At 60.4% G+C, this 25462-nt stretch carries 25 protein-coding genes; 17 read left to right on the forward strand and 8 right to left on the reverse strand.

Annotated features, from left to right (window positions below):
• Nucleotides 1-57 precede the first annotated feature (57 nt).
• On the forward strand, nucleotides 58-543 hold the full coding sequence (locus tag PV407_RS09555) for a hypothetical protein (RefSeq protein ID WP_332089690.1): 486 nt from the start codon (nucleotides 58-60) through the stop codon (nucleotides 541-543).
• A complete protein-coding gene (locus tag PV407_RS09560; protein ID WP_332089691.1) occupies nucleotides 498-713 on the forward strand; it encodes a hypothetical protein in 216 nt (71 codons plus the stop codon). The genes PV407_RS09555 and PV407_RS09560 overlap by 46 nt, the downstream gene beginning before the upstream one ends.
• Nucleotides 714-758: 45 nt before the next feature.
• On the opposite strand, the gene PV407_RS09565 is transcribed toward PV407_RS09560, so the two are convergent.
• From PV407_RS09565 to PV407_RS09580, 4 genes are all read right to left on the reverse strand, one after another.
• Nucleotides 759-1733 carry a phytanoyl-CoA dioxygenase family protein gene (locus PV407_RS09565; protein ID WP_332089692.1) on the reverse strand — a complete coding sequence of 325 codons (975 nt, stop codon included), beginning with the start codon at nucleotides 1731-1733 and terminating at the stop codon, nucleotides 759-761.
• A gap of 139 nt (nucleotides 1734-1872) precedes the next feature.
• The gene (locus tag PV407_RS09570) at nucleotides 1873-2772 is read right to left on the reverse strand and encodes an AraC family transcriptional regulator (protein WP_332089693.1); all 900 of its coding nucleotides are present in this window, start codon (nucleotides 2770-2772) and stop codon (nucleotides 1873-1875) included.
• A 98-nt stretch (nucleotides 2773-2870) separates the two neighbouring features.
• Nucleotides 2871-3017, reverse strand: coding sequence for a hypothetical protein (locus PV407_RS09575; protein WP_332089694.1), 147 nt, complete (start codon nucleotides 3015-3017; stop codon nucleotides 2871-2873).
• Between the two features lie 32 nt (nucleotides 3018-3049).
• Nucleotides 3050-4126, reverse strand: a complete 1077-nt coding sequence (locus PV407_RS09580) for a LacI family DNA-binding transcriptional regulator (protein ID WP_332089695.1) — start codon at nucleotides 4124-4126, stop codon at nucleotides 3050-3052.
• 154 nt (nucleotides 4127-4280) lie between these two features.
• On the opposite strand from PV407_RS09580, the gene PV407_RS09585 reads away from it, so the two are divergent.
• The 6 genes from PV407_RS09585 to PV407_RS09610 all read left to right on the forward strand — a co-directional run bounded on the left by PV407_RS09585 (nucleotide 4281) and on the right by PV407_RS09610 (nucleotide 12000).
• Complete coding sequence (locus PV407_RS09585) at nucleotides 4281-5840, forward strand: FAD-dependent oxidoreductase (RefSeq protein WP_332089696.1); 1560 nt, start codon at nucleotides 4281-4283, stop codon at nucleotides 5838-5840.
• 20 nt (nucleotides 5841-5860) lie between these two features.
• The gene (locus tag PV407_RS09590; protein WP_332089697.1) at nucleotides 5861-7159 is read left to right on the forward strand and encodes an ABC transporter substrate-binding protein; all 1299 of its coding nucleotides are present in this window, start codon (nucleotides 5861-5863) and stop codon (nucleotides 7157-7159) included.
• 93 nt (nucleotides 7160-7252) lie between these two features.
• Nucleotides 7253-8314, forward strand: a complete 1062-nt coding sequence (locus PV407_RS09595) for an alpha/beta hydrolase family protein (RefSeq protein ID WP_332089698.1) — start codon at nucleotides 7253-7255, stop codon at nucleotides 8312-8314.
• Nucleotides 8315-8398: 84 nt separating this feature from the next.
• Nucleotides 8399-10264 (forward strand): right-handed parallel beta-helix repeat-containing protein, encoded by a 1866-nt coding sequence (locus PV407_RS09600; RefSeq protein ID WP_332089699.1) that lies wholly within the window; start codon nucleotides 8399-8401, stop codon nucleotides 10262-10264.
• Between the two features lie 333 nt (nucleotides 10265-10597).
• A complete protein-coding gene (locus PV407_RS09605) occupies nucleotides 10598-10957 on the forward strand; it encodes a VOC family protein (protein ID WP_332089700.1) in 360 nt (119 codons plus the stop codon).
• Nucleotides 10958-11112: 155 nt separating this feature from the next.
• Nucleotides 11113-12000, forward strand: coding sequence for a S1C family serine protease (locus tag PV407_RS09610; protein ID WP_332089701.1), 888 nt, complete (start codon nucleotides 11113-11115; stop codon nucleotides 11998-12000).
• A gap of 244 nt (nucleotides 12001-12244) precedes the next feature.
• Here the strand turns inward: PV407_RS09610 and PV407_RS09615 are convergent, their stop codons facing one another.
• From PV407_RS09615 to PV407_RS09625, 3 genes are all read right to left on the reverse strand, one after another.
• Nucleotides 12245-12832 carry a TetR/AcrR family transcriptional regulator gene (locus PV407_RS09615; protein ID WP_332089702.1) on the reverse strand — a complete coding sequence of 196 codons (588 nt, stop codon included), beginning with the start codon at nucleotides 12830-12832 and terminating at the stop codon, nucleotides 12245-12247.
• 37 nt (nucleotides 12833-12869) lie between these two features.
• On the reverse strand, nucleotides 12870-13325 hold the full coding sequence (locus PV407_RS09620) for a VOC family protein (RefSeq protein ID WP_332089703.1): 456 nt from the start codon (nucleotides 13323-13325) through the stop codon (nucleotides 12870-12872).
• 906 nt (nucleotides 13326-14231) lie between these two features.
• A complete protein-coding gene (locus tag PV407_RS09625) occupies nucleotides 14232-15023 on the reverse strand; it encodes a hypothetical protein (RefSeq protein ID WP_332089704.1) in 792 nt (263 codons plus the stop codon).
• A 204-nt stretch (nucleotides 15024-15227) separates the two neighbouring features.
• Between PV407_RS09625 and PV407_RS09630 the strand changes: the two genes are divergently transcribed.
• The 3 genes from PV407_RS09630 (at nucleotide 15228) to PV407_RS09640 (ending at nucleotide 18533) form a co-directional block, all read left to right on the forward strand.
• Nucleotides 15228-15950, forward strand: coding sequence for a TioE family transcriptional regulator (locus PV407_RS09630; RefSeq protein ID WP_332089705.1), 723 nt, complete (start codon nucleotides 15228-15230; stop codon nucleotides 15948-15950).
• A 394-nt stretch (nucleotides 15951-16344) separates the two neighbouring features.
• Complete coding sequence (gene lysS, locus PV407_RS09635; protein ID WP_332089706.1) at nucleotides 16345-17904, forward strand: lysine--tRNA ligase; 1560 nt, start codon at nucleotides 16345-16347, stop codon at nucleotides 17902-17904.
• Nucleotides 17905-17990: 86 nt separating this feature from the next.
• Nucleotides 17991-18533: a GNAT family N-acetyltransferase gene (locus PV407_RS09640; protein ID WP_332089707.1), complete on the forward strand. Its 543-nt coding sequence runs from the start codon at nucleotides 17991-17993 to the stop codon at nucleotides 18531-18533.
• 18 nt (nucleotides 18534-18551) lie between these two features.
• Here the strand turns inward: PV407_RS09640 and PV407_RS09645 are convergent, their stop codons facing one another.
• Nucleotides 18552-19322 carry a M55 family metallopeptidase gene (locus PV407_RS09645; protein WP_332089708.1) on the reverse strand — a complete coding sequence of 257 codons (771 nt, stop codon included), beginning with the start codon at nucleotides 19320-19322 and terminating at the stop codon, nucleotides 18552-18554.
• 124 nt (nucleotides 19323-19446) lie between these two features.
• Between PV407_RS09645 and PV407_RS09650 the strand changes: the two genes are divergently transcribed.
• From PV407_RS09650 to PV407_RS09675, 6 genes are all read left to right on the forward strand, one after another.
• Nucleotides 19447-20352 (forward strand): AraC family transcriptional regulator, encoded by a 906-nt coding sequence (locus PV407_RS09650; RefSeq protein ID WP_332089709.1) that lies wholly within the window; start codon nucleotides 19447-19449, stop codon nucleotides 20350-20352.
• A gap of 478 nt (nucleotides 20353-20830) precedes the next feature.
• On the forward strand, nucleotides 20831-21856 hold the full coding sequence (locus PV407_RS09655; protein WP_332089710.1) for an ABC transporter substrate-binding protein: 1026 nt from the start codon (nucleotides 20831-20833) through the stop codon (nucleotides 21854-21856).
• Nucleotides 21846-22886 (forward strand): FecCD family ABC transporter permease, encoded by a 1041-nt coding sequence (locus PV407_RS09660; RefSeq protein ID WP_332089711.1) that lies wholly within the window; start codon nucleotides 21846-21848, stop codon nucleotides 22884-22886. Before PV407_RS09655 ends, PV407_RS09660 begins: the two co-directional genes overlap by 11 nt.
• The gene (locus PV407_RS09665; protein WP_332089712.1) at nucleotides 22883-23692 is read left to right on the forward strand and encodes an ABC transporter ATP-binding protein; all 810 of its coding nucleotides are present in this window, start codon (nucleotides 22883-22885) and stop codon (nucleotides 23690-23692) included. Before PV407_RS09660 ends, PV407_RS09665 begins: the two co-directional genes overlap by 4 nt.
• Nucleotides 23689-24627: an ATP-binding protein gene (locus PV407_RS09670; RefSeq protein WP_332089713.1), complete on the forward strand. Its 939-nt coding sequence runs from the start codon at nucleotides 23689-23691 to the stop codon at nucleotides 24625-24627. Before PV407_RS09665 ends, PV407_RS09670 begins: the two co-directional genes overlap by 4 nt.
• A partial coding sequence (locus tag PV407_RS09675) for an AAA family ATPase (protein WP_332089714.1) occupies nucleotides 24617-25462 on the forward strand: 846 nt, incomplete at its 3' end. The genes PV407_RS09670 and PV407_RS09675, both read left to right, overlap by 11 nt.

The following is a 25462-nucleotide window of genomic DNA, read 5'->3' on the forward strand; positions in this document are numbered from 1 at the left end:
CCGGGGCGCGCCGCCGGCCGGGCCGCCGCGGCGAATTTGAACGAAGGAGAGAGGCGAATGTTCGAGCAGATCGTGCGCATGTCGAGGAAAGGGCGGCTGTTCATGTACGGCATCGCGGCAATCGCGCTTATCGCCGCCTTGCTGCCGTTCGCCTTCGTTCCGGAAGCGAAATTGCCTTATCCGGCATTGGCCGTTGCCGCCGTCATCGGGCTGTGCGCATTGATCGCTTTGGTGCGCCCGTTTACCGTATTGCGCGTTCGCGTCGACGCGGAGACGCTGACGATCCGACTCGGATGGATGCGAAAGCGGGTCGAGCTGGGGCGGATCGTCAGCTGCCAATCGGCGACGTACGACTGGAGGCATTGGGGCGGCTGGGGGATTCGCACGAAGCCGGGCGCAACGCTGTACAACGTGATCGGCGACGAAGGCGTCGCCGTGCAGTTGAATCTTTCGAACGGCAGCCGCCTGCTGTTTTCGTCGACGGAGCCGGAGGCGGTATGCGCGGCATTGCGGCGGCAGCGGCCCGAAATCGTGCGGAAATAGAAAAGGCATGGCTGGACCCCGATAACGAACAGCATTTGAGGGAAGATTTCCGTTTCGAGGCGGAGCAAATCCGCGAGCTGCGTGCCGAGATGAAGCAAGGCGGCGTAGTCGTTACGGACAATAACTCCATTGAAATGAATCTCGGGGGAGGGACCGTACCGTCCCAGTAAAAAAAGGAGCTTGCAAAGGCGCAAGCTCCTTTTTCGCGATCCCGCTCACATGTCCATCTTACCCATATCGCCATCCGGCATCGCGACCATCATCGCCCCTTTGTCGCTTCCGCCGTCCGCAGGCTCCGGCGACAGCTCGACGGGCGTCCCCAGCTTGGGCGACGCATAGGGGAGGTGCGTCCGGCCCCTGGCGAGAATATGGTTCTCGTTCGAGCCGTTCCACGGCACCCTGGAGCGCGCGTTGCAATAATGAAGCACGTAGGCTCGGCGGAACCGGTCGGCGGTTTCGTTGCGGTACGACCGGTGAAGCAGGTGCGAATGGAAAAACAGGACGTCTCCCGGCTCCAGCACGATCGGCACGGCTTCCCCGTACTTGGCGGCGATCCGCGACAAATTGTTGATCGAATCGTCCATATGGCTCGGGGCGGTTACCGGGACGAGCCCTTGAATATGCCGCTCGTCCGCGTGCACGTACCCTTTCCGCGCCTCCGGCGGCGGATAAATCGGCTCGCAGTGCGATCCCGGGGCGATCCAGAGGCAGCCGTTTCGCTCGTCGGCCCGATCCAGGGCGACCCAGGCGCCGATCAGGCTGTCGGGCTGGGTTTGAATATAGAACGAATCCTGGTGCCAGCCTTGACCGCCTTTCCCCGGCGGGTTGAAAAACAGCATCGACTGCAGCGCGAGAACGTCCGGGCCGATGAGCGCTTCCAGAACGTCGAGCAGCCTCGGATGCAGCAGTCCCCATTCGGCCGTCTCGTTATGCAGGTGGGGCATATGCATCCGGGCGGAGGCAAGACGCTCCGCCTTGTTCGTTCCTTCCATCCAGGCGTGTTCGCGCGACAAATGGTCCAGCTCCGTCACCCGGCCGTAAAATATATCGTCCGTCCAGCTTTGCAGCCGCGATACGTCGTCGGCCTCCAGCAGCCCCTTCACGATCAAATACCCGTCTTTGTGATACGCCGCATACTGCTCGATCGATACCGGATACCGTTTGCGCCCGCTTGCGACCGTTTCGTTCATCCTCAGCCTCTCCTTTCGTATGGACACCTTTATTGTCGCGGATGAAGGGGAGGCCGGCAATGCACGCAGCCGAATCGATGATGGACGGATGTGATCCGGGAGATTTTCCGGCTGGTGTCAAGCTCCGCCGGAACGGCTCCTAAACGTCCGGCTTCCGTTTTTCCAGAATGAAGAAATGGTTCAACGGGTAAAAGCGGCCCCAGTCGTCCGGGGGAGCCAGCTCGCGCATGCGCGCGTCGCCGTATTTGCGCCGGTATTCGGTGGCGGTCATGCCCATCGTTTTGCGAAACAGCCGGTGAAAATAATATTCGTCGGCGAATCCGACGCCGCGCGCGATTTGCTTGACGCTGTCCGGGCGCTGCAGCAGCAGCTGGGCGGCCAGCTCGATTTTCCGCCTCATGATCCACTGCTTCGGCGGGTGCCCGACATGGTGCTGGAACGTGCGCGTGAAATGCTCGCGGCTCCATCCGGCGTTTCGGGCCAACCGTTCGACCTCGATCGGCTCTTTCGCGTGCGCCTCGATATAGTGGAGCGCGTCGGAAATTTGCGGAGGGAGCGTCTGCTCGTCGAAATCGGCTCCGGCCGGCTCCAGCGCGCTTTCCAGCTCCTCCAGCATATAAAGCAGCAGCTTTTCGGCAAGCGATATCCACCGGGGCGGGCGCTTATGGAACAAGTAAAGCAGCTGCTTCATGAGCTGCGGAACGAGCGAGCGGTCCTCCAGCGGGAATACGCAACATGTTTGTTCCTCGAGCAGACGGTAGTCCATCAGCCCGGATTGACGGCCGATATCGAAATGGACGAACATATGGCGGCAAGGCCGATCGGGATCGAACCGGTATTCGTGCAGCTCGTTCGGCCTGGTGAACAGCACGCAGGGCCGGTCGAGAACGTGCTCGGAGCCGGAAACGGTATAGCCCGATTGCGTGCCGACGGGAAAATAGACGAGCTCGTAGTCGTGCAACCGTCTGGGGGCGATCCGTCTCCCGGCTTTCACGGTGACGTCGCCCGCATGGTGAAATCGGATCGCGCGATCGTCCATGATCGGCTCCGCCTCCTAGTTCGAATCATCGTACTTTATATTATACTTCAACATTCGATAAGCCGTAGCGCGACCGAGCGCTCGTCTCGACGCATCGTTCATTGACGTCCTGGAATCGGTGCAGCTTTTCGTTTGGACACCAGCATCACAACACACAGCAGAACGGGGATGGCGATTTGGAAGACGGTAAACCATTTCAGGCTTGCCGTAAATCCGAGCGAAACGTGATACGAGAAGTCCGGCAAGAAGAAAGCCCTCCTTGCCGGGGGGCTTTTGCTCATCGCGGCGTACGGACGGTCCCGGCTTCGCGTTCGGCCGGAGGCCGAACCGTCGCGCCTTCGTGGAAGCCGCCCTGGAGCAGCGTATGCTCGTACGGCAGGTGCGGGTTCGCCATCCGCCACAGCATCCGTTCCGCGGCGCGAACGGCGGATTCCCGGATCATCAGGATCGGCCGCGTCAGCTCGGGAACGAAGGCGTTCTCGGCGTGGGCGAGGCTGACGATCGAGATGTCTTCGGGAATCCGTTTCCCGAGCCGGCTGCAAGCGTTGTAAATCCAGACGAGGTCGTTATGAACCGCGTTCACGATCGCGGTCGGCCGAGCTTGCCGCAGCTTGTCGACGAGCTGATCCAGCCAGCCCTGCTGACCGCCGAGTCCCCCGGTCATATGGTCGTCCGGATCGACGTCCAGTCCGCCTTCCTTCATGGCGGACAGAAACGACTGCCAGCGCAGGATGAATCCGCGGTGAATGTGAATGTTTCCGATGTACATGATGCGGGTATGTCCCTTGGAGATCAAATATTGCACCGATTGGTGGATCGCCGTTCCGACGTCCCAGGCGACGCTGTCCACCTTGGCGGCCGGACCGGGGAAATTGATCAGGACGCGCGGAATCGGGTATCCGAGCAAAAGCGCTTCCTGCGCCTTTCCGATCATCGGCGTAATGAACACGCCGTCGCAATATTCCAGCTGTTGGATGTTCGACCAATGCCGCAGTGTCGAATCGTCTTCGAGCCGGTACGGAATCGTCGCCGTTTCGATCGTATGGCCGTACGCCGACAGCTTTTCCTGCAAGCCGCTCAGGATGAACAGGATCATGTCGGACGTTTCGGTTTTATCGGAGACGACCATCTTGAACCGCGCCGGTTTTTGGGGATGGAGCGGGATGCGTTCGATCGCGTGGACGCGCTCCTGATCTTTCGTCCGGTAGCCGATTTCCCGCGCCGCTTTATGGACGAGATTGCGGGTTTCCTCGGACATGCCGGGCAATCCGCGCAGCGCCTTCGATACCGTATGGACCGACAGGCCGGAATGCCGGGACAAGTCCTGCAGCGTTACCGATTTCTTTTTCCGCATGCTGGCAGCTCCTTTATCCTTCAACGTTGCAACTTGATTTTAAATAAAATGAAAGTATTCTTCAACTAGAAATGAAGTTTCAATTTGAATAAAATCGGAATTGAAATCGGATACAAACCAAAACGACAGCGAGACGGATGCGGGGAGGAGAACGATGGGAACCATCGATTTTAGCAAAATCAAGTACGATACGGGAGCGGCTTCCGGCCGGGAGGAGCTGGCGATCGATGCCGATTTGTGCGTTTTCGGCGCGACTTCGGCCGGAATCGCCGCGGCCGTCCAGGCTCGCCGCTTGGGGATGAGCGTCGTCGTCGTCGAATTCGGACGCCATTTGGGCGGACTGACGACCGGCGGGCTCGGCGCGACCGATATCGGCAATAAAGCGGCGATAGGGGGGATTGCCCGCGAATTTTACGGCGCGGTCGGGAGCCATTACGGCAGCACCGAGCCGGACGGCACGAAATGGACGTTCGAGCCGAGCGTGGCGAAGCGCATTTACGAAAGCTGGCTGCAGGCGGCGGAGGTGCCCGTTTATTACAATCGGCGGCTACGCCGGGTGGAGAAAAAGGGAGGACGCATTTCGCGCCTGCTGATGGAGGACGGCAGCTCGTTCGGCGCCTCGGTCTTTATCGACGCATCGTACGAAGGGGATTTGATGGCCGGCGCCGGCGTCGAATACCGTGTCGGCCGCGAAGCGAACTCGGAATACAAAGAAACGCTGAACGGCGTCCACTACGGCCATCCGAACCATAATTTCAAGGCATGGGTCGACCCGTTCGTCGTTCCGGGCAAGCCGGACAGCGGCTTGATCGCGGGGGTTGCCGATGCGCCCGTCCTGCGGCAGGGAGACGGCGACGCGAGCGTGCAGGCGTACAATTTCCGCATCTGCCTGACGAACGTGCCGGACAACCGGATTCCGTTTCCGGAGCCGCCGGGCTACGATCCCGAGACATATACGCTGCTTGCCCGTTACATCGAAGCGGGCGTCTGGGACGCGATGCGCCTGCACAAAATGATGCCGAACGGAAAAACCGATCTGAACAATTTCGGAGCGGTGTCGACCGACTGCATCGGAGGCGCCGACAAATGGCCGGAAGGCGACGCGGCCGCCCGGGAGCGGCTGTTTCAGGAGCACCTCCGGTATAACTTGGGGATGCTTTATTTTCTCGGCAACGACGAACGGGTGCCGGAGGCGATCCGCCGGGAAGTCTCGCAGTGGGGGCTTCCGGCCGACGAATACGCGGACAGCGGCCGGTTTACCCCGCAGCTGTACGTTCGCGAAGCGCGGCGCATGGTGTCGGACGTCGTCATGACCGAGCGTCACTGCCGCGGCTACGAAGTCGTCGACGATTCGGTCGGCCTGGCTGCGTATACGATGGATTCCCACAATTGCCGCCGGCTCGTCATCGACGGCAGATGCGTCAACGAAGGGAACGTGGAGGTGGCCGTCGGATCGCCTTATCCGATCTCGTACCGGGCGATCGTGCCGAAGGGGGAGCAGTGCGTCAATTTGCTCGTTCCCGTCTGCTTGTCGGCTTCGCATATCGCCTTCGGCTCGATCCGGATGGAGCCGGTGTTCATGATATTGGGACAATCGGCGGCGTCGGCGGCCGCGCTCGCCCTGGAGACGGGCTGCGCCGTGCAGGACGTAGAGTACGCGAAGCTGCGGAAGCGGCTGCTGGAAGACAGGCAAGTGCTCGATTGGAGCAAATGAATGCAAATGGGGGATTAGAGATGGCAGTTACCGCAAAATGGAGCCGGACGGCTTGCGCGGTCGCGGTCGGCGCGGCGCTTCTGTCCGCCTGCGGGACCCGAACGGGCGGGAACGGCACCGGTACGGGCGACGGCGGCGAGGCCGCAGGCGCATTGTCGAAGCCCGTCACGCTGCATTATTACACGAACGACAATACGAAATGGCTGGAGCTGGAGCAGCAGCTGATCGCGAAAAAATATCCGAACGTGACGCTGAAGGTGACGCTGGAAAAAGATTTGAAGCTGGATCAGCTTGCCGCGGTTGGGGACATTCCGGATTTCATCTCGTTCAGCCTCGGCTCGTTTTGGGATTTGAAAAGCTACGGCCTCGTCTCCGACATGACGCCGCTGATGAACAAATACCGGTTCGACGACAAACGGTTCCTTCCCGGCGTCATGGAAAGCGTTCGCTCTTATTCCGATAAAGGCGAGGTGCTGCTGCTGCCGTTCGAGCTGAACAGCAACGTGCTGTTTTACAACAAGGCGATATTCGACAAATTCGGCGTATCGTATCCGCGCGACGGAATGACGTGGGAGCAGGTGTACGACCTTGCCCGCAAAGTATCGAGAAGCGAAGGCGGCACCGAATACCACGGCTTTTTGTTCCAGCATCAAAATCTCGTTTGGAAAAACCAGCTCGGTTTGCCTTTCGTCGATCCGAAAACGAACAAAGCGGTCATTCAGACGGCCGAATGGAAAAAATGGCTGGACACGATGGGCGGATTTTATTTTATTCCGAACAACGAGTACAAAAACTTGAACTTTTACAAAGATCAAAACGTGGCGATGTGGACCGGCGCCAACATCGTCTCGTCCGTCGTCGAAGCGGCGAAAACGACCGGGCTGAACTGGGACGTCGTCTCGCTGCCCCAATTTTCCGACAACCCGAGCGGCGGGACGCAGATGATCGCGCCGTTCTATACGATTCCGCCCGGCAGCAAGCATAAGGACGAGGCGTTTCGGCTCATTTCGTATTTGCTGTCCGAGGAGGTGCAGGTCGCGAAGGCGAAAGCGGGCAAAGTGCCGATCGTCGTCTCCCAGGCCGCGAACGAAAGCTTCGCCGCCGATTTGCCGGGAGTCGCCGGGAAAAACATGGGCGCGTTTTTGAAGGACAAAATCGGCAAGCCGGCGCCCGTTACGAAATACGACGGCATCGCCAAAGACGTCTTTTACAAAACGGCGCTCGGCAAAGATTTTTACACGCAGACGAAGGACGTCAACACGATCCTTCGCGAGGTCGAGGAAGAAATCAACCGCAAAATCAAGGAATCGCAGCAATAAGACTGGAGCAAATCATCAACAATCCATTCGCGGGCGAACGCGGGCGGCCAATGAAGCAGCGCAATCCGCAACGAAAAAAAAGGCGGCGAAACTATGACGGAATCGATCCTGTTCGCGACGGACCGGTACATGGACAACTTGAGGTCGAACGTGGCGCGCGAATTCGATTATACGCGGGCGCTCGGAACGAGCGGCTGGTCCGAGTGGCAGCGGACGTTTCGCGAGCGGCTGGCGGAACTGACCGGTCTGGCGCATATCCGGAACCATAACGTCCAACTTCCGTTATCCCCGAGAACGGTCGAAGTCGTCCGTTTTCCGGGCTATACGAGAGAGAAGCTATATATCGCCGCGGAGCCCGGCGTCGAGATCCCGTTTTACCTGCTGCTGCCGGACCGGGGAGACAAACCGTTCCCGCTCGTATTGACTCCCCACGGCCACGGGAGACGGGGAAAAGAAACGTACGCGGGCAACTTCGCAGACGAGAAGGAACGGGAGCAAGCGATGGCGGGCGAACGCGATATCGCCGTTCAGGCTGTCCGCAACGGTTACGCCGTCATCGCGATGGACGTGCGCGGCTTTTGGGAAATGTCCAGAGAGGAGGAATTCGCCAAAGCGAAAACGAGCTCCTGCGACGAGCTGCAGAAGCGCGCCTTCATGTACGGGCGCACGCTGATCGGGGAACGCGTGTACGATATGGGCCGGCTGATCGATTATGCCGCCGCGCGCCCCGAAATCGACGCGAGCCGGATCGCGATAACGGGAAATTCGGGAGGCGGCACCGTCTCGTTTTTTACGGCGGCGTTGGACGAACGCGTTTCGGTATGCGTCCCGGGGTCGTACTACAGCACGTTTACCGGGTCCTTGATGCACGTTCCCCACTGCTGGTGCAACTTCATTCCGGGCGTTATGAGGCTGGGGGAGCTGTACGACATTTCGGCGCTCATCGCGCCGCGTCCGGTACTGTTCGTACACGGCGCCCTGGACCGGGATTTTCCGATCGAGCGGACGCGGGAAGCTTTCGCGCATACGCGGCGCATATACGAGACGGTCGACGGCGATCGGACGGACCGGTGCGAGCTGTACGAAGGCAGCGGCGGACACCGGTATTACAAGGAGCGCGTTTGGCCGTTTATCCGGCATCATTTCGGACGATAACCTTCAATTTTCCGGGACGGCGCGACCGCGGGTCAAGTCTATTGTAAGCACTTCCACTTACACGGAAAAAGGAGCGAATGCCACATGTCCGACGTACGCAAAATCAGCAGAAGAAAGCTGTTGGCCGCGTTAGGCGCGTCCGGCGCGGTTGCGGCGATGTACGCCGCTTCGATCGGCAATGCCGACGGAAGGGGCGAATCGGTCGGCCAATCGGTATACGGCAAAGGCGGCAAAGGAGGCAAAGCCGAGCCGCTGCTCGCGAGTCCGAGCTATGCGGCGACGATCGCCGATTTGCGGGCGGAAACGAATCCGGAGGCCGGCGTCGTCTACTATGTGATCGACCCGGGGCAGGAAGGACCGTTTCTGTACGACGCGTCCGATACGACGTCCGCCGACAACACCGGGACGGTGCTCGTGTCCGTCTCCGGCGCGCGGTTCAAACGGATCCGCGAACCGGCTTATGTCGACGTGAAATGGTTCGGGGCGAAAGGCGACGGAGTGGCCGACGATACGGAGGCGATCAACCGCGCGATCGGGGACGGCGGCGTCACCGTATACATTCCGCAAGGGACGTATTTGATCAACGCCGACGCGACGTCGGCCGGACAGCTGAACGCCGGCATCCAGGCGAAAAACGATACGACGATCGTCATCAGTCCGAACGCCGTGTTGAAGGCGAAACCGACCGCTTCGCAGCGGTATACGATCATCAACGTATTCGGCAAATCGAACGTGACGATCGAAGGCGGCGGCCGCATTGTCGGCGACCGGAACGAGCATCTCGGCACGACCGGGGAATGGGGATACGGCATCGCCATCGGCGGATCGGAGCGGGTGCTCGTGCGCGACATCCGCATCAGCGATTGCTGGGGCGACGGAGCGGTTCTCGGCTCGTACCAGGTCAAAACGAACGTCGCCCGCAGCGTGACGTTTCACAACGTTCGCTGCGACAACAACCGCAGGCAAGGAATGAGCATCATCGCGGCGCAAGGCGTTCGGATCGGCGAATGCTACTTCGGCAATACGAACGGAACGGCTCCGCAGGCCGGGATCGATATCGAGCCGGACAGCGGCACCGCCGTCACCGGAGTCGTCATTACCGGCTGCCTGTTCGAAAACAACGCGGGCGGCAACCTGGTGCTGAACGCGATGAACGGTCCGGTTCGGGAAATCGTCGTCGAATCGAGCCGTTTTGTTGGCCCGAACGGCGGCATTTATTCGCAGTCGGCGAGCGACGTCCGGTTCGTCGGCAACTGGATCGACACGCCGGTCCGGGGCATCCATATTTACTTGTGCAGCAACCATGTCGTCGAAGGGAACCGTATCGCGAACAGCGCCGACCGCGGCATCGATATCCGCTTTTCCGATTCCGTCGCCGTGCTGAACAATTACTTGACCAACATCCAATCGAACAGCATGCGTCTCAGCCAGTCGAACCGCTGTACGATCCGGGGCAACGTCATCGAGGATTGCGGCAGAACGGCGAACAGCTGCGACGTGATCGTGACGTCTTCCGCCAGCTTCAATACAATTCAAGACAATACGATCCGCAACCGGCTGAAGCTCGCCGGCAATGCGGTATCGGGCGGCGGCGCTTCGATTGTGCTCGCCGCCGAAGCGTCCGCCGTCAACGACGAGTACACCGGGATGCTGATTACGATTACCGGCGGAACAGGTGTCGGCCAACGGCGCAAAATCGCTTCGTACGACGGCGCGACCAAGACGGCCGTCTGCTCGGCGAACTGGACGATCGCGCCCGACTCGTCGTCGAAGTACGAAATCCGCTACGGCTCGGCGAACGCGATACTCGTCACGTCGCCCGCGGAAACGTACAACGCGATTCACGGCAACGATCTGCTGTTCGGAACGACGCTTCCCGATTCGGACGGAATTGTCGATTCCGGCACGGGCACGTCGATCCAGAACAATATCGCATTTCCGGTCCTGTAACCGCATACTGCAAGCCGGTATCGCGAAAAAGCCGAGCCGTCGTCGACACGACAGGCTTGGCTTTTTTCCGTGCAACGGAGTTTGGCGCGGTGTCTTCCGCCGTTGCTGTTTCCGCTGCGGGACGGAAGTTTAACGCAATCCGCTCGGCTTCGCTCGCTCCGCACGGACTGAACCGCTGCGGGAGCGCATCGACTTTCGGCCTTCTACAAAATGAACGCGAACCAACCGGCTTCGCCCCTCCGCGTTCCGTCCATACCTTGCAAGCAGGGTTGGACGGACGGCAGGAAAGTCTATATGATGAAGGAGGGAAACGATCCGAAAAGGAGTGGGCCGATGAAGGTCAAACGAATCGTCGCCAATATCGGTACGGACCGTATCGAGGCGGCAAAACGGTTTTACGAAGACGCGCTCGGACTCGTGCTGCTGATGGATCACGGATGGATCGCCACCTACGGCTCCGGCGAACGGATGGGCGTCCAGATCAGCTTCGCTTCGCAAGGAGGCTCCGGCACGCCTGTGCCCGACTTGTCGATCGAAGTCGACGATGTGGATGCCGCGCTGGAGAGGATGAAAGCCGCCGGCTTTCCGATCCGGTACGGGCCGGTCGACGAGACTTGGGGCGTGCGGCGCTTTTATGTGCAGGACCCGTTCGGCAAGCTCGTCAACATCGTCGCGCATCGTACGTCCGAATGACCTTTCGCGGGCGTCCCGACGACCCGGCGGGGCAGGCGCTGCCATGGTATAATGGTGCAAAACGAGCAGGTCGTGCGAGCGGAACGCATGCGAGCCCGAACGGCATGCCGGATCGGGCAAGCGGCGGACGTCGGACGTCGGGTAGGAGGGTCGACTTGAAGGATCGAGAGGAACGAGAGGATCGAGAGGACCGGCCGGAGGAACGGAAGGAGCGGGAAGCCGCCGAAGCGGAGCATGAATCGGCGGAAGAGGAGACGGACCTCGAACAGGTCGATGAGGCGGACGAGGAAGAGGACCGGATCTATTTCGAGCGGAAAGCGAGAACGAGACGACGGCTGCGGAAAGCGATCGCCGTTTTCGTCGTCGCGGCTCTGCTCGTCAACGGGCTGGCGTTTTGGCCGACGCTTTACAATTTGCAGGCGATCCGGTTTCTCGCCAAATCGAGGGAGCTTTCCCAAAACGAAGCGGTCGCGGGCTACAAGCAAGCCGTCGTCGTCGTCGGCACGGACGAAGGGAAAGGGACCGGATTTATCGTATCGCCGGACGGCTATATCGTCACGAACCGGCATGTCGTCGAAGGAAAAACGAACGCTTTCGTTCGGCTCGCCGACGGGAAAAATTACGGCGCGAAAGTTATGGCAAGCGAGGCTGCTCTCGATTTGGCCGTCTTGAAAATCGAGGCGGGCGCCCAGCTGCTGGCGCTGCCGCTTGCGCGGACGAACGACTGGCGGGCGGGCGACCCCGTTTACGTTATCGGCAACCCGCTGATGTTCAGCCATATCGCCAACGAAGGGACGATCGCCGGGCAAATTCCGGTGCGGGGCTTGGACGTACCGGCCGTCGCTTTGCAGGCTCCCGTTTACAAAGGCAATAGCGGCAGTCCGGTCATTAACGCCGAAGGCGAGGCGATCGCCGTCGTGTTCGCCACCGCCGAAGTCGAGCTGGACGGAGACCTACGCCATGTCGGTCTGGCCGTACCCGTCGTTCATTTGCTCCCCATCTTGGACAAAATCGGCGGAATCAATATGGCGAAGCAGCGATAGAATTCGCCGAGTCCCGGCATTGAACCTATCGAAGGCAAATAGGGGAGGACCATCGACGGCATTCCGGTAGGAGCACTGCTGAGCCAGTATCGATCCGTCCCAAATCGGACGGAGTGAACCGTGGTTCAGAATCAATATCGGGCATTGCGCGTGCGCCGACCCGATCGGACGGCGGCTCCGGAAAGGGCCGCCGTCCGCCGCATTCGAGCGGCTTGCCGGCATGTCCGCGCAGTAACGGTCGCCGTTACTTTTTGAAGCCTTCGCATAAAAGGGCGATCGCGGCGACGCTTTCCTCCAGCGCCTGCCGCCGGTCCGGCGATTCCGCGATCCACAGAACGGCTTCGTTCATCGCGCCGGACAGCAAATGCGTCAACGCTTCGACGGATACGGGCTTCAAGCAGCCTTGCCTCCGCATCAGCTCCAGCTGCTCCCGAAGCAGACGCATCGCGTTCTGCTCATCCGTCCGCCGCCAGGCGTCCCAGCCGAGCACGGACGGACCGTCCAGCAGCAAAATGCGCCGATTCCGCGGCTCGACCGCGGCCGTCATGAACGCGCGGCAGCCGAGGAGCAATTGCTCCCACGGATCGCCGCTTGACGCCGCTTCCGCCTCGACGCGCTCCGCGATTTCTTGCTGGACGGATTCCAGCACGGCCAGAAACAAGCCTTCCTTGCTCCCGAAATGGTGATACAGCGCTCCCCGGGTCAGCCCGGCCGTTTTGACCATGTCCTCCATCGGCGCCTCGGCATAGCCGTGCTCGGAAAAATGTTCCCTCGCCACTTCCAGCAGCTTTTGCATCGTAGCCTGCTTTTGCTCGGCTTTCGTCCGTTTCATCGTCATGCAGCCCCTATCCGCCTTACGTTCGAGCCTTTCATCCGTTTGCTCCGTCATTCCCGCCATCCGACCATACGTTCTCGACATATTGCTCGCTGAACGATTCGGACGGCGGAATGATCGTAATGACATCGATGAGCGTACCGCCCGGATCCGAAGTAATGAAATGCCGCTGGCCGAACGGCTCGTCGCGGATGTCCAGATGAAGCGGGAGCTTCGCCTGCACGATGAGTCTCTCGTACTCCGCATCGACATTATCGACTTCGAAGTTGACGATGACGCCTTGAACCGGCTTGCGGAACGGCTCCGGAACCGTCGGGTGGGCGGCGTCCATGATGGCGAGCTCGAACGGGCGCGACCCGCAGTCGTTTTTCAAGCTGACGTACCAGTCGGCTTCGAACGCGGGAGCAAAACCGAAATATTGTTTGTAAAACGCGGCGCAGGCGGCAACCTGCTCCGTCAAAAGCACGGGATACGAACTCGTAAGCTTCAAAACGAACTCTCCTTTACGGGAAAATGTGGAATCGGTTCACGATTACATCTTAACATACATACAGAATGTATGTGAAGTGTTTTTTAGTATTAAAGATTTATTTCTGTTCGGATTTCTTCTTGATGCTCTCGTGGCATTCGGATGACTGAACATGTTGACTTTATCGAGCTGCGGGCGAGGGACGGGAGAGTGGGTCTTCTTACAGTTTTGTAAACGGAGAGTGCGCTAAAGGATGCAGCGAGCAGCGCCTTTCGTTATCTGCAACCGGCTTAACCTGATCCTGCCGAGCGGATGGAATCGAATATCGAACGAACGGGAAAACCTCCTGTTCACTCGCTCTCGAATAGGCATCGTTTCGAAATACCGGGATAAGTTCCCGATAAAATGGCGCCGAATCGGCGAAAAGCGCGTTTTGGACGAATGTAGCGGGATGTTTTCCCGTTGTTTTACCCGGAAACGGGAAACGACCGAAAATAACGGGAGCATTTCCATCTCGCTTCCCGCTCCGCTGCCGTTTCGGCATGCAAAAAGGTTCGGTTTGCGCAGAAAAGACCGTCCGTCCCGACCTTCGCATAAGCGTCAAAGCCGGAGCGGGATTCCTGCTGCCGGCGGCAGGACATGGCGATACCGGCTCGGATGACCCGCGCCGGCGGGGAGTTGGAGCGGGGGGGGGGGGGGGGGGGGGGCGAACATGCGGCGGCGGGAGTGGCCTAAGTTCCAAGTATCTAGCGGACATGGCGGCCGCTATCGAGCCTCATTTCGGCCTATTTTTTTGTAACGGACACAGGCGCGGCTATTTGGCGAAAAACCTTCTTTTGGACGGCGGTTCGGAGCAAATGAGCACAGATGGTGTCCGTTACGATTGGAAAACGGCCGATTTTCGCGAAATAAGCGCCGTGGCGTCCGTTACGTTTTCGAAGCCCAGCCGCCGGCGCCATATTGCGCCAAAAGGCCGGCGCGCTCCGAATCGCTCACGATCGGGCAGTAGTAGCATTTCGTCCCGTTTTCCCGTTTGTCATACATGCAGCAGGCCGATCGGATCATAATCGGTTTGTCCGGTTGAAACGGATTGGGCGCGTATCTCGGCGTATGCCGAAACGGATTGCTTCTCCGGTTGAACACGCTTCCGGGCAGGCCTCGCAAAATCGCGAAATCGGCTTCGCAGCGTTCCAGCTCTTCTCCGGCCGGTACCGTCTCGCGGATATAGTCCATGTAAAAAGCCGCGGTGGAGCCGTACTGGTTCCAAATGAGGCCCGACTTCAATCCGGCGGCGGAGGCGGCCGATTCGACGAGCGGGTTCAGCTGTTCCTGAAAATACCGGACCCATGCTTCCTCGACAAAGGCCTCGCGGCGATTTTCCGGCAAATCCGTCCAAGCGGCGTCGCCGAGCTTGAATACGAATTGGCCGCCATAGTCCCGGACTTCCAGTTGAACCGTTAATTGGACCAGCGACAAATCGGGCAGCCGGCCGCAACGGGACATCGCCCAATGGTTTGCGGCGACCAAACCGAACAAGCCGACTCCGAAAAACGAGACGGCCAGCTCCAAGCCGTGCGCCTTCATCATCTCGCCGTACCGGGTCAACAGCCCGAGCATCGGTTCCCGTTCCAGCAAATCGATAGCGCGAACGGAACAATCGGGGTTGTCCGCCCCTTTGGCGGAAATGTGAAACAATTGCTCGATCGGCGTCCCATTCATTTGCATTCCTCCCTGGCTCGTTTGCTTACGCCCTCATTGTACAACATGGATGCAAGTGAGAAGGGAAGGGCGAATCCGCTCTTGACACCCGTGCCAGGAGGCGGTCAAACCTTGGCAATGCACTTTAAACATTTTAGATAAAGTTTGAAACAGTCGGACGCATTTGATATAGTAAAAATCGATTTAACGGAGGGAGCGGACGACATGCGCCATTACAAGCCGATCGAAATCGCCAGACAGCTGCACATCAGCACAAGCGCGCTGCGGCATTACGAGTCGTGGGGAGTCGTTCCGATTCCCGAACGAGGAGCAAACGGTTATCGGCTTTACACCGACGTCCATTTGGCTTACTTTCGCTGTCTTCGCGCCATGTTTCCCGGTTTCGGCGTCTCGGTCACCTGCACGGCGCTTCGCCACGTTCAGAACGGCGATATGGACGCGGCCCTCTGGCTCGTCAACAAAGAGCAAGCCGTTCTTCAACAAGAAAAAACGGCCGCCGACCACACGCTCGAACTGCTTCGCAACCCGGACTTGCCGGTTGCCCCGAGCAAAAAGCAAAAAAACCGGATGACGATCGGCGAAGTCGCCGACATCACCGGCGTGCAAACGTCCGCCATCCGGCATTGGGAAAAGGAAGGGCTGCTGGCGCCGGAGCGCGATCCCGAGAACGGGTACCGGATTTTTACGCCGGTGCACGTGAGACAAATTTTGCTCATCCGCACGCTGCGGAGAACCGTTTATTTTTTGGACCAAATGAAAGAAATTGTGCACGCCGTCGAGCATCACAGCATCGAGAAAGCGAAAAAGGTGGCGGAGGATGCGCTGCTGAGCATCCATCGGCGCAACCGCCGGCAATTTTACGGCGCCTACCAGCTGGTCGAGCTGTGCAAGGTGCTCGGGCTGATGGACGATCCGTCGATATGTTGAATGCAATTGACAATCGGAAGCTGCCGAGTTAAGATGGACAACAATAACGAATCGGAAACAAAGGCGATGAAGAGAAGAGTAGTCCGGAAATGCCGCTCGCAGAGAGCTCCAGGCGGTGGGAATGGAGCAGCGGCGTTCCGAACGAAAAAAGACTCGGAGCCGCGTACGGAATCGGGCCGGTGTGCGCTCCGAGGATGGTGCGACGGGATCTCCCGTTACAGAGATAGGGTATAAGCAGCGACTGCCGTACCCGAAGAGGCGGCCGTGGCGACATGTCCGCGAAACGGAAGGTGGTACCGCGAAGCTTGCAAAGCTCTCGTCCTGAAGATGCGAATCTTGAGGACGGGAGCTTTTTTGCCTTTAATAAACGGGTAACGAAGAAAGGATGATACGGATGCATTGGGCGCAAAACATAGCGAATCGACTGATCCAAAACGATCCGAGCCGGCAGACGTTCGTATGCGCGTCGGGGGTCAGTCCGTCGGGGTCGGTCCATATCGGAAATTTTCGCGAAATCGCGACGACCTATTTCGTGGCCAAAGAGTTGGAGAAAGCCGGCAAACGGGTACGGTTCATTTTTTCGTGGGACGATTTCGACCGGTTCCGCAAAGTTCCGAAACGGATCGATCCCGGCTTCGCAGCCTATATCGGCATGCCTTACTCGGAAGTTCCGTGCCCGTTCGGCTGCCACCGTTCCTACGCAGAGCATTTCGAGAAGGAATTCGAACAGGCTTTGGCGGCATTCCGGATGAAGCCCGAGTTTATTTACCAGAGCCGGGAATACGCATCGAAGCGGTACAACCCGTCCATCGTTCATGCGCTGAAAAAAAGAAAAGAGATTTACGACATCCTGATGGATTTTAAGACGGGGGAAGCAAGCGAGGAACAGAGAGAGTCGTTTTTTCCCGTACACGTCTACTGCGAAGCATGCGGAAAAGATACGACCGTCGTGCAATCGTTCGACGAACGGACGGAGAAGCTGACATACCGCTGCATATGCGGCAATCGGAACGAGCTGCCCGTGCCGGAGGCGACGAACGTGAAGCTGCATTGGAAAATCGATTGGCCGATGCGGTGGTCGATCGAGCAGGTCGCCTTCGAGCCCGGGGGCCGGGACCATTCGTCGGAAACGGGCAGCTACAACGTCTCGAAAGTCATTTCCGAATCGATATTCGGCAATCCGCCGCCTTTTTACGTGCCGTACGAATTTATAACCATGAAAGGCAGCCACGCCAAAATGTCCAGCTCATCCGGCGACAATTATACGCCCGCCGACCTTTTGAACGTGTACGCCCCGGAGCAGCTTTTGTTTATGTTCGCCAAATACCGGCCGGACGCCGCTTTTCATATCGGCATGGATGACGACGTGCTGCGAACGTACGCGGAATACGATAGGGTGCGGGACGCCGCCGCGTCGGAAAGCTGGAGCGACGAGATCAAGGAAGCGCTGGAGCTGTCCCGGGTGACGGATACGCAGGAGAAGACTCCGAGATTCGGTCTGGTCGCGAGTTTGCTGCCGCTCGTGAACTTCGACGGAACGCTGCTGCGGGACGTATTGTCGCGCATGGGCGAAACGTACGATCCGGACCGGCTGGAGACGGTCGCGAGACGCGCGGAGCATTGGATCAGGCATTGGAATCCCGAAAAGCAAATAACCGTGAATGCGAACCCGAATGCCGCCTATTACGGGACGTTGTCACGGACCGAGCGCGAATGGGTGAAGGCGTTTCGCGATTTGCTCGAGACGGGGACGATCGACGAGGAACGGCTGATGAGCGACATATACGCGATCTGCCGGGACGAGGACAAAAAAACGATGAGAAATAATCAAAAGAGGCTGTTCCGCATCGTATACCGGCTTGTACTGAGCAGGGACGAAGGTCCGCGCATTCCGCTGCTCGTTCAAGGAGTCGGCCCGAAAAAGCTGCAGACCTTGTTGGATTTCCGATCGTAGTTTCGGCGGCGCGAATCGTTATAACGAATTGTTCGCTGGGGGAGCCCGCTTCCGATTTGATATGCTGGCATAAAGGAGAGGGTTCCATGGAGATCGCGATTCGCGTAAATGATATCGAATTCCGGCTCGTTCAAGGCACGAAAGACGACAAGCCGGTCTTTCGCCATTTGATGCAGCTGTACAAGCACGACGAGAGCGAGCATAACGGCATCGCTCCCGATTCGCACGGACTGTTCGATTACGATTATTTGGACCATTACTGGACGAAGCACGGGATCGAACAAGAAGGCAGATTGGCGTTCGTCGTCAAAGCCGCCGGCGAGATCGCCGGGTTCGCCATGGTGACCAATTACTCGTCGTTCCTCGAACGCGGCGATCATACCCGCTCGCTCGCGGAATTTTTCATCATGCGCAAATGGCGTCGGCGCGGGATCGGCAAAGCCGTCGCTCACGCGCTGTTTCGCCACTTCCCGGCACATTGGGAAGTGAAGCAGGAGCGGACGAATACGGCGGCGCAGCGATTTTGGCAAAACGCGATAAGCGAATATACAAACGGTAGCTTCAAGCATATCGAGTCGACCCCGCCCGGCCATGACGGATACATCCATTTGTTCCAGTCTCGATCTTGACCTAGAAGCGCATATCGGTTAAAAAAACGGCAGCTCCCGGTATTCGCTCGTTTCGATCACATAGGTCCGCTCGTCGATCGGACGGCCGTTTGCCGGAACGCCGCTCGAGGCCAGCGGCTCGTAATGGCGGGCTTCGAACCGGTACGGCGGCTGAAAACGGACGAACGGCGGAATGTCTCCGATTCGCCGGGCCGCCTTCGCCGCGGCAAGACGTATGGCCGCGCAGGCGTCGGCCGAGGACAGATGGTCGGCCGCTTCGATGCCTTTGCCGCGCTTCGTGACCGCCGTTTCGATCGCCGGTACGAACAGCTGCGCTTCGAGAGCGGCTTTGTCGTCCCCGGCCAAAAAAACGGCCGGCACGCCGTGCATGCCCGCCCATTGGGCAAACGCGGCGAATTCGCCGATGAAGACGCCGTTCAGCCGGTAATACTGCACGCGCAGCGACGAATACGTATGGCAGAGCGGCGCGTCGATCGTTCCCGCCATCGCGTGCTGCCCGACGAAGAACAGCCCCGCATACGAAGGCAGCGTCTCGTGCCGAAAATCGCGGTAGCGGACGTAATCGCCGTAAGCCAAATCGTCCGGAAGCAGTCCGCCGGTGCCGTGGCCGTCGATGACCGTCACCTTCGCCGAACCGTCCGCTTCGCGAATCCCTTCGATGCACGCGTTCGTTTCCCGCGCCAGCTGCTTCATCGCTTCGCCTTTATCGGCCATGTCGTACGTTCTCGTCTGCCGGAAGCGGTCGACGCCGGCGACCCCCTCCAGATCGGTCATGATCAAATAGTTCATGCGGATCGTCTCCTTTTCGTTTCCGTTCGTTTACGGATGCTCCCAATCATTTTATAATAGGCTGGGCGAACGGACGCGACAAAACCGAACGGCCGTATGCCAATTCGGAAAAGGAGGACGGTTTATGCGCGGCATGCCGCAGTTTCAGCAGTATCCGATGAACAAGCCGATCCCGGCCGGGGAACCGCCGCTGTACGTCGGGATTCACGGCGGCGGCGGAAACGTGCAGTCGCACTATCATCCGTTTGCCGAGCTGACGTATGTCCGAAGCGGCGGCGGCTATAAAACGGTAAACGGCGTCACGCACCGGATGAAGCCGGGAACGGCATGCTTCTATCTCCCGAACCATGTGCACGAAAGCGCCCACGATCCGGAGCGGCCGCCGCAGGTGTATTGCTGCATGTTCGATCTCGAGCTGATCGACCGGGCCGCTCTCGATTCCGCCTGCCTCGAGCTGCTGTCGCGGATCGGCGGTTCGCTCCCCTCCTATGTATATATGGAGGGAGAGGAGGCCGACCGGTTCGAAAGCGCGCTCGCCCGGCTCCGCGACGAGTACGGCCGGCGTCCCGAGACGCTCGGACGAAACGGGCTGCTGCGCAGCCTGCTGACCGAAGCGCTGCTGTTATTTTTGCGCGAAATGGCGGCCGCCGAACGGGCGTCCGACCGGCACGGTTCGCCGGATGCGGCAGCCGCGGCGTTTTGGCCGGCGCTTCGCTACGTGCACGTCCATTTCGCGGAGCCGCTTTCGCTCGGTCTCGTCGCGGCGGCCGCCGGCGTCAGCGAGCCAGTCGTCAGCCGCATGTTCCGGGAGCATACGGGAACCAGCTTTTTGCCGTATTTGCATCGTTTGCGCGTGGAAAGCGCCGCCCATATGCTCGCTTCGACCGACAGGCCGGTGTCGGACGTTGCGCTCGCCGCCGGCTTCGAATCGTTCCGCTCGTTTTCCCGCGTATTCGGCCGCATGAAGGGGATGACGCCGTCCGCTTACCGCAGCGAGCATCGAAAAGCAATTCCCGACGGTTCGATATGAAAAGAGCTTCGTGCGTGCACGTACCGGTACGCGCGGGGCTCTCTTTTTCGATATTACCGAGCCTTTCGATTCCGCGTCGGCGTATCCTTATAGCTGCCGGGCCATTTGAACAAAACGAACGGGAAAACCTCCAGCAGACTCGCTTTCGGGTATTCTTCGTATCGAAATACCGGTAAAAGCTCCGGTTAGAAATGGCGCTGTATCGGCGAAACGCATGGTATGGACGAATGTAGCGGGATAGTTTCCCGTTGTTTTGCCGGGAAACGGGAAACGACCGAAAATAGCGGGAGCATTTCCATCTCGCTTCCCGATCCGCTGCCGCTCGGCGTCCAATAAGGATCGGTTTGCGCGGAAAAGAACGTCCGTACAGAAAGACAGACGTTCTTTTTTTATTTGACGAAAAGCGGATGCTGTATTATTATTTATTCGTAATAATTACAATCGTAATAATTACTAATAAGAATGGGGAGGAAGCTTCATGCAGTCGCTTAAACGCGCATTTCAATGGATCGCCGGAGGCGTCCTGCTGGCGGTTATGTCGGGCTGCGGCGCCGCGGACGTCTCGAAGGGCGAGCCGCCATCGACGACCGCGGAGCCGAGGCAGGCGTCGTCGCCGTCCGGCCCGGCGTCGGAGCAGGCGAAGCCGTTTCTGACATTTCAAGACGACGCGGGCCGAACGGTAACGGTTCCATCGAAGCCGCAGCGAATCGTCGCGCTGTCTCCGCAGCTGCTCGACCTGCTTTACGAAGTGGACGGCCGGGCGATCGCACGAACGACCTCGCCGGGGACGGCCGTGCCCGATAAAGCGAAAGACGTCGAAGCGATCGGCGGCATTACGTCGGTCCATACGGAGAAGCTGCTCGCCTTGAAGCCGGACCTCGTCGTCGGCTCTCCGTCGTTTCACAAAAACTTGGCCGAGCTGATGGACCGAAGCGGCATCCCGTTTGCGATGCTCGGTCTCGGTACATACGAAGATTTGCGGCAAAAGGCGGCGTTGTTCGGCAAGCTCGCCGATTCGGAAAGCAAGGCGGCCGAAAGGCTGGCGAAGCTGGAGCGGGACATTGCGGACATTACCGCCAAAGTGCCGGACAAAACGCCTTCGTTCGTCATGCTGAACGTAACGCCGACCAGCATCTCGGTACAGCGGGCGAATACGGTCGGACTGGAAGCGGCCGGCATGCTTCGCATGCGCAATGCGGCGGAGACGCTCGAGCCAACGCAAAACAGCCCGACTACGGCGCCCTTCAGCATGGAAAAGCTGGTCCAGCTAAACCCGGACTACGTCTTTATCCTGATTCACGGAGCCCGCGCGGACGGCGAGAACAAAATCGAAGCCGATCTCGCGGCGCAGCCCGCTTGGGCGTCGCTTCGCGCCGTTAAAGAGAAGCGGATGGCGGTGCTGCCGTCGGACCTGCTGCTGTCGAATCCCGGCTTTCGCCTGAACGAATCGGTCGCCTACTTGGCGAAGCTCGTCTACCCGGAGATTTACGGCAATGGCGGCTGATACGGCGCAAGCGAATGCGAAAGCGAAAGCGGAAACGGAACGGGATCGAACATCCGGCGTCCGAAGCGCTGTCGTCCTCGCGGCGATGCTGGCCGCCGCTTTCTTGGCGGTCGCGTTCAGCATCGGCTCCGGCGCCGTATCGATATCGCTCGCGGATATTTGGAGCTATTTGTTTCGCGGCCACGACGGACCGATGAAGGAGATCGTTTGGAACATCCGGCTTCCGCGCACGCTCGTCGCCGCGCTCGTCGGGGCGAATTTGGCGCTGTCCGGCGCGCTGCTGCAAGGGGTCATGCGCAATCCGCTCGCCGATCCGCACATTATCGGCGTCTCGTCGGGGGCGGGCCTGTTCGGCATCGTCGTCTTGATCCTGTTCCCGCATATGTCCGGCTTGCTTACGCCGGCCGCCTTCATCGGCGCTACCGGCGCGGCGGCCGTCATTTATATGCTCGCCTGGAAGCGTGGCGTCCAGCCGGTACGGATCATATTGGCCGGGGTCGCCGTTTCCGCCTTTCTCGGCTCGGGCATTTCGGCGCTGCTTACGTTTTACAGCGACCGGGTCAGCGGCGCGCTCGTCTTTCTCGTCGGGGGGCTGGCGGCGAAAAGCTGGCCGCAGCTGTACACGATGCTGCCGTACTCGGCGGCGGGCATCGCGCTGGCCGTTGCCGGGGCGACGCACATGAACGTACTTTCGCTCGGCGACGGCAGCGCCAAAGGGCTCGGACTGCGGGTCGAAGCGACCCGGTTCGTCATGACGGCGGTCGCCACGCTGCTTGCCGCCAGCGCGGTCAGCATCGTCGGGCTGCTCGGCTTCGTCGGGCTGATCGTCCCGCATACGGTCCGGCTGCTGATCGGCGGCGATTACCGCTTTTTGCTGCCGGCTTCGGCGCTGTTCGGCGCGGCCGTCGTCGCGTTTTGCGATACGCTGGCGCGGCTCGCGTTCGCGCCGATCGAGCTGCCGGTCGGCATTATGATGGGCATGCTCGGGGCGCCCTTTTTCCTATATTTGCTCAGGAGGGAATCGGCATGACGGCACTGCAGGCGGAAGACGTGACGTTGCGGTACGACGGACGTCCGGTTATCGAGCGGCTGAACTGGCATGCCGAATCGGGACGCATTCATACGATCGTCGGCCCGAACGGCTGCGGTAAAAGCACGCTGCTCCGGGCGGTCGCCGGACAGCTGAAGCCGCGGAGCGGCGGCATCCTGCTGGACGGAAAACGGCTGAGCGGCTTCGCGCCGCGCCGATTGGCGCGGGAGCTGGCGATGCTCGCGCAAAGTCCGGACCGGCTGCCGGACATGACCGTTCGCATGCTGGTCGGCTTCGGCCGATTTCCGCACAAGCCGATTTGGGGGGCGAGCCGGCCGGAGGACGAGGAAATCGTCGATCGGGCGATGGAGCAAACCGGCACGAGGCGCTTCGCCGGACGGAAGCTGGCCGCATTGTCGGGCGGCGAACGCCAGCGGGTATGGATCGCGATGGCGCTGGCCCAGCAACCGCGCGTGCTGCTGCTCGACGAGCCGACGACGTATTTGGACGTCAGCCACCAGCTGGAAATTATGGAGCTGATCGCCCGCATCAACCGGTCGAACGGGGTGACGATCGTCATGGTGCTGCACGATATGAACCACGCTTCCGCCTATTCGGACGAAATCGCGGTCATGAGAAGCGGCGCTTTGTACGCATGCGGCCGGCCGGAGGAGACGATCACCGAAGCGACGCTCGCCGACGTTTTCGGGGTGAGGGCGACCATCGGCCGCCATCCGCTGAACGGACGCCCGTATTGTCTCGTTACGGGGCTGCTCAATCCATCGGACAGGGGAGAGGAACGATGACGGTTATTCAACGCCCGTTTCCGTTTACGGCGATTGTCGGGCAGGAAACGATGAAAAAGGGGCTGCTGCTCCATTTGGTCGACCCGAGACTGGGAGGCGTGCTGATCCGCGGCGAAAAAGGGACGGCGAAGTCGACGGCGGTGCGGGCGCTGGCCGATCTGATGCCGGGTCTTCGCGTCGTCGATTTGCCGGTCAGCGCGACGGAGGACCGGGTCGTCGGGTCGCTGGACATCGAGCACGCCATCCGTCACGGCGAAGTGCGCTTCGAGCCCGGGCTGCTGGCCGCGGCCCATGGACACATTTTGTATGTGGACGAGATCAACCTGCTCGAAGACGCGATCGTCGACGCGCTGCTCGACGCCGCCGCGATGGGAGTCAACACGGTCGAACGCGAAGGCGTGTCGCATTCGCATCCGGCCCGGTTCGCGCTCATCGGCACGATGAATCCGGAGGAAGGGGAGCTGCGTCCGCAGCTGCTCGACCGGTTCGCGATATCCGTCGACGTATGCGGGGAACGCGACGTGGCGAGCCGGATGGAAGTCGTGCGCCGGCGGCTCGCCTTCGACTCCGACGCGGACGCCTTCCGGCGGGTATACGAGAGGCGGCAGGCGGAGCTGCTCGAGCGGATCCGGCAGGCGCGGACGCTGCTTGCGCAAATCGAGCCGACGGAGGCCATGCTGGAGCAAGCCGCCACGATCGGCATCCGGCTGGAAGTCGACGGCCACCGCGCCGACATTACGCTGATGAAAACGGCGATGGCGCTCGCGGCGTTCGACGGAAGGACGCGCGTTAAGCCGGACGATATGACGGAAGCGGCGCTGCTCGTCATGCCGCACCGGATGCGCAGACGTCCGTTCGAGGACGATGCGGGAGGCGTCGAAGCCGTAAGGCGTCTGCTCGGCGAACTGCCGGCGGAGGGCGTCCATGCGAAGTGACGTCCCGCCGCCTTACCCGTTTTGCGCCGTCGTCGGGCTGGAGGCGGCGAAGAAGGCGCTGCTGCTCCACGCGGTTCAGCCCCGCCTGAACGGCGTGCTGCTATGCGGGGAGGCGGGGACGGCGAAAACGACGCTCGTGCGCGGTCTGGCCGAGCTCGTTCCGCACAGAAGGCTGTTCCGCATCCCGCTGCACGCGACGGAGGACCGTCTGCTTGGCGGATTGGATACCGGCTATGCGGTCCGGCACGGGGAACGGCGACTGTCTCCGGGCTTGCTGGCCGAAGCCGACGGCCATACGGCCGCGCTCGACGATCTGAATCTGATGCCGGAAAGCGTACTGAAGACGATTGCGCATGCGGCGGAAGACGGCTCGTTCGCCGTCGAGCGGGAAGGATTGTCCGGGCGTCGGCAGTCCCGGTTTCTTCTGTACGGGACGATGAATCCGCTGGAAGGGATGCCGGCCGGCGCCATTCTGGACCGTTTCGGGCTGTTCGTCCGCGTCGAGGCGGCGAAGGACGCGCGCGACCGGGCGGAAATCGTGCGCCGGCGGCTTGCGTTCGAGCGCGATCCCGACGCCTTCCGCCGCGAGTACGATACGGCGACCGCGGAGCTGCGGGAGAGGGTCGAGCAAGCCAGCCGGCTGCTGCCGGCCGTTCGCGCGAGCGAGAGCGCGGTCCGGCTGTGCGGCGAAATCGCCCGCGAGGCCGGCTGCCCCGGGCACCGGGCGGAGCTCGGGCTGCTGCGCGCGGCGCTGGCGATCGCCGCCTGGGAAGGCGGGGCCGAGGCGCTGCCGGAGCATGTGCAGGAGGCGGCCGGCTACGTGCTGCCGCACCGG

This window comes from Paenibacillus sp. GYB003 (genome assembly GCF_036577625.1).
Classification (GTDB): Bacteria; Bacillota; Bacilli; order Paenibacillales; family NBRC-103111; genus Paenibacillus_AB.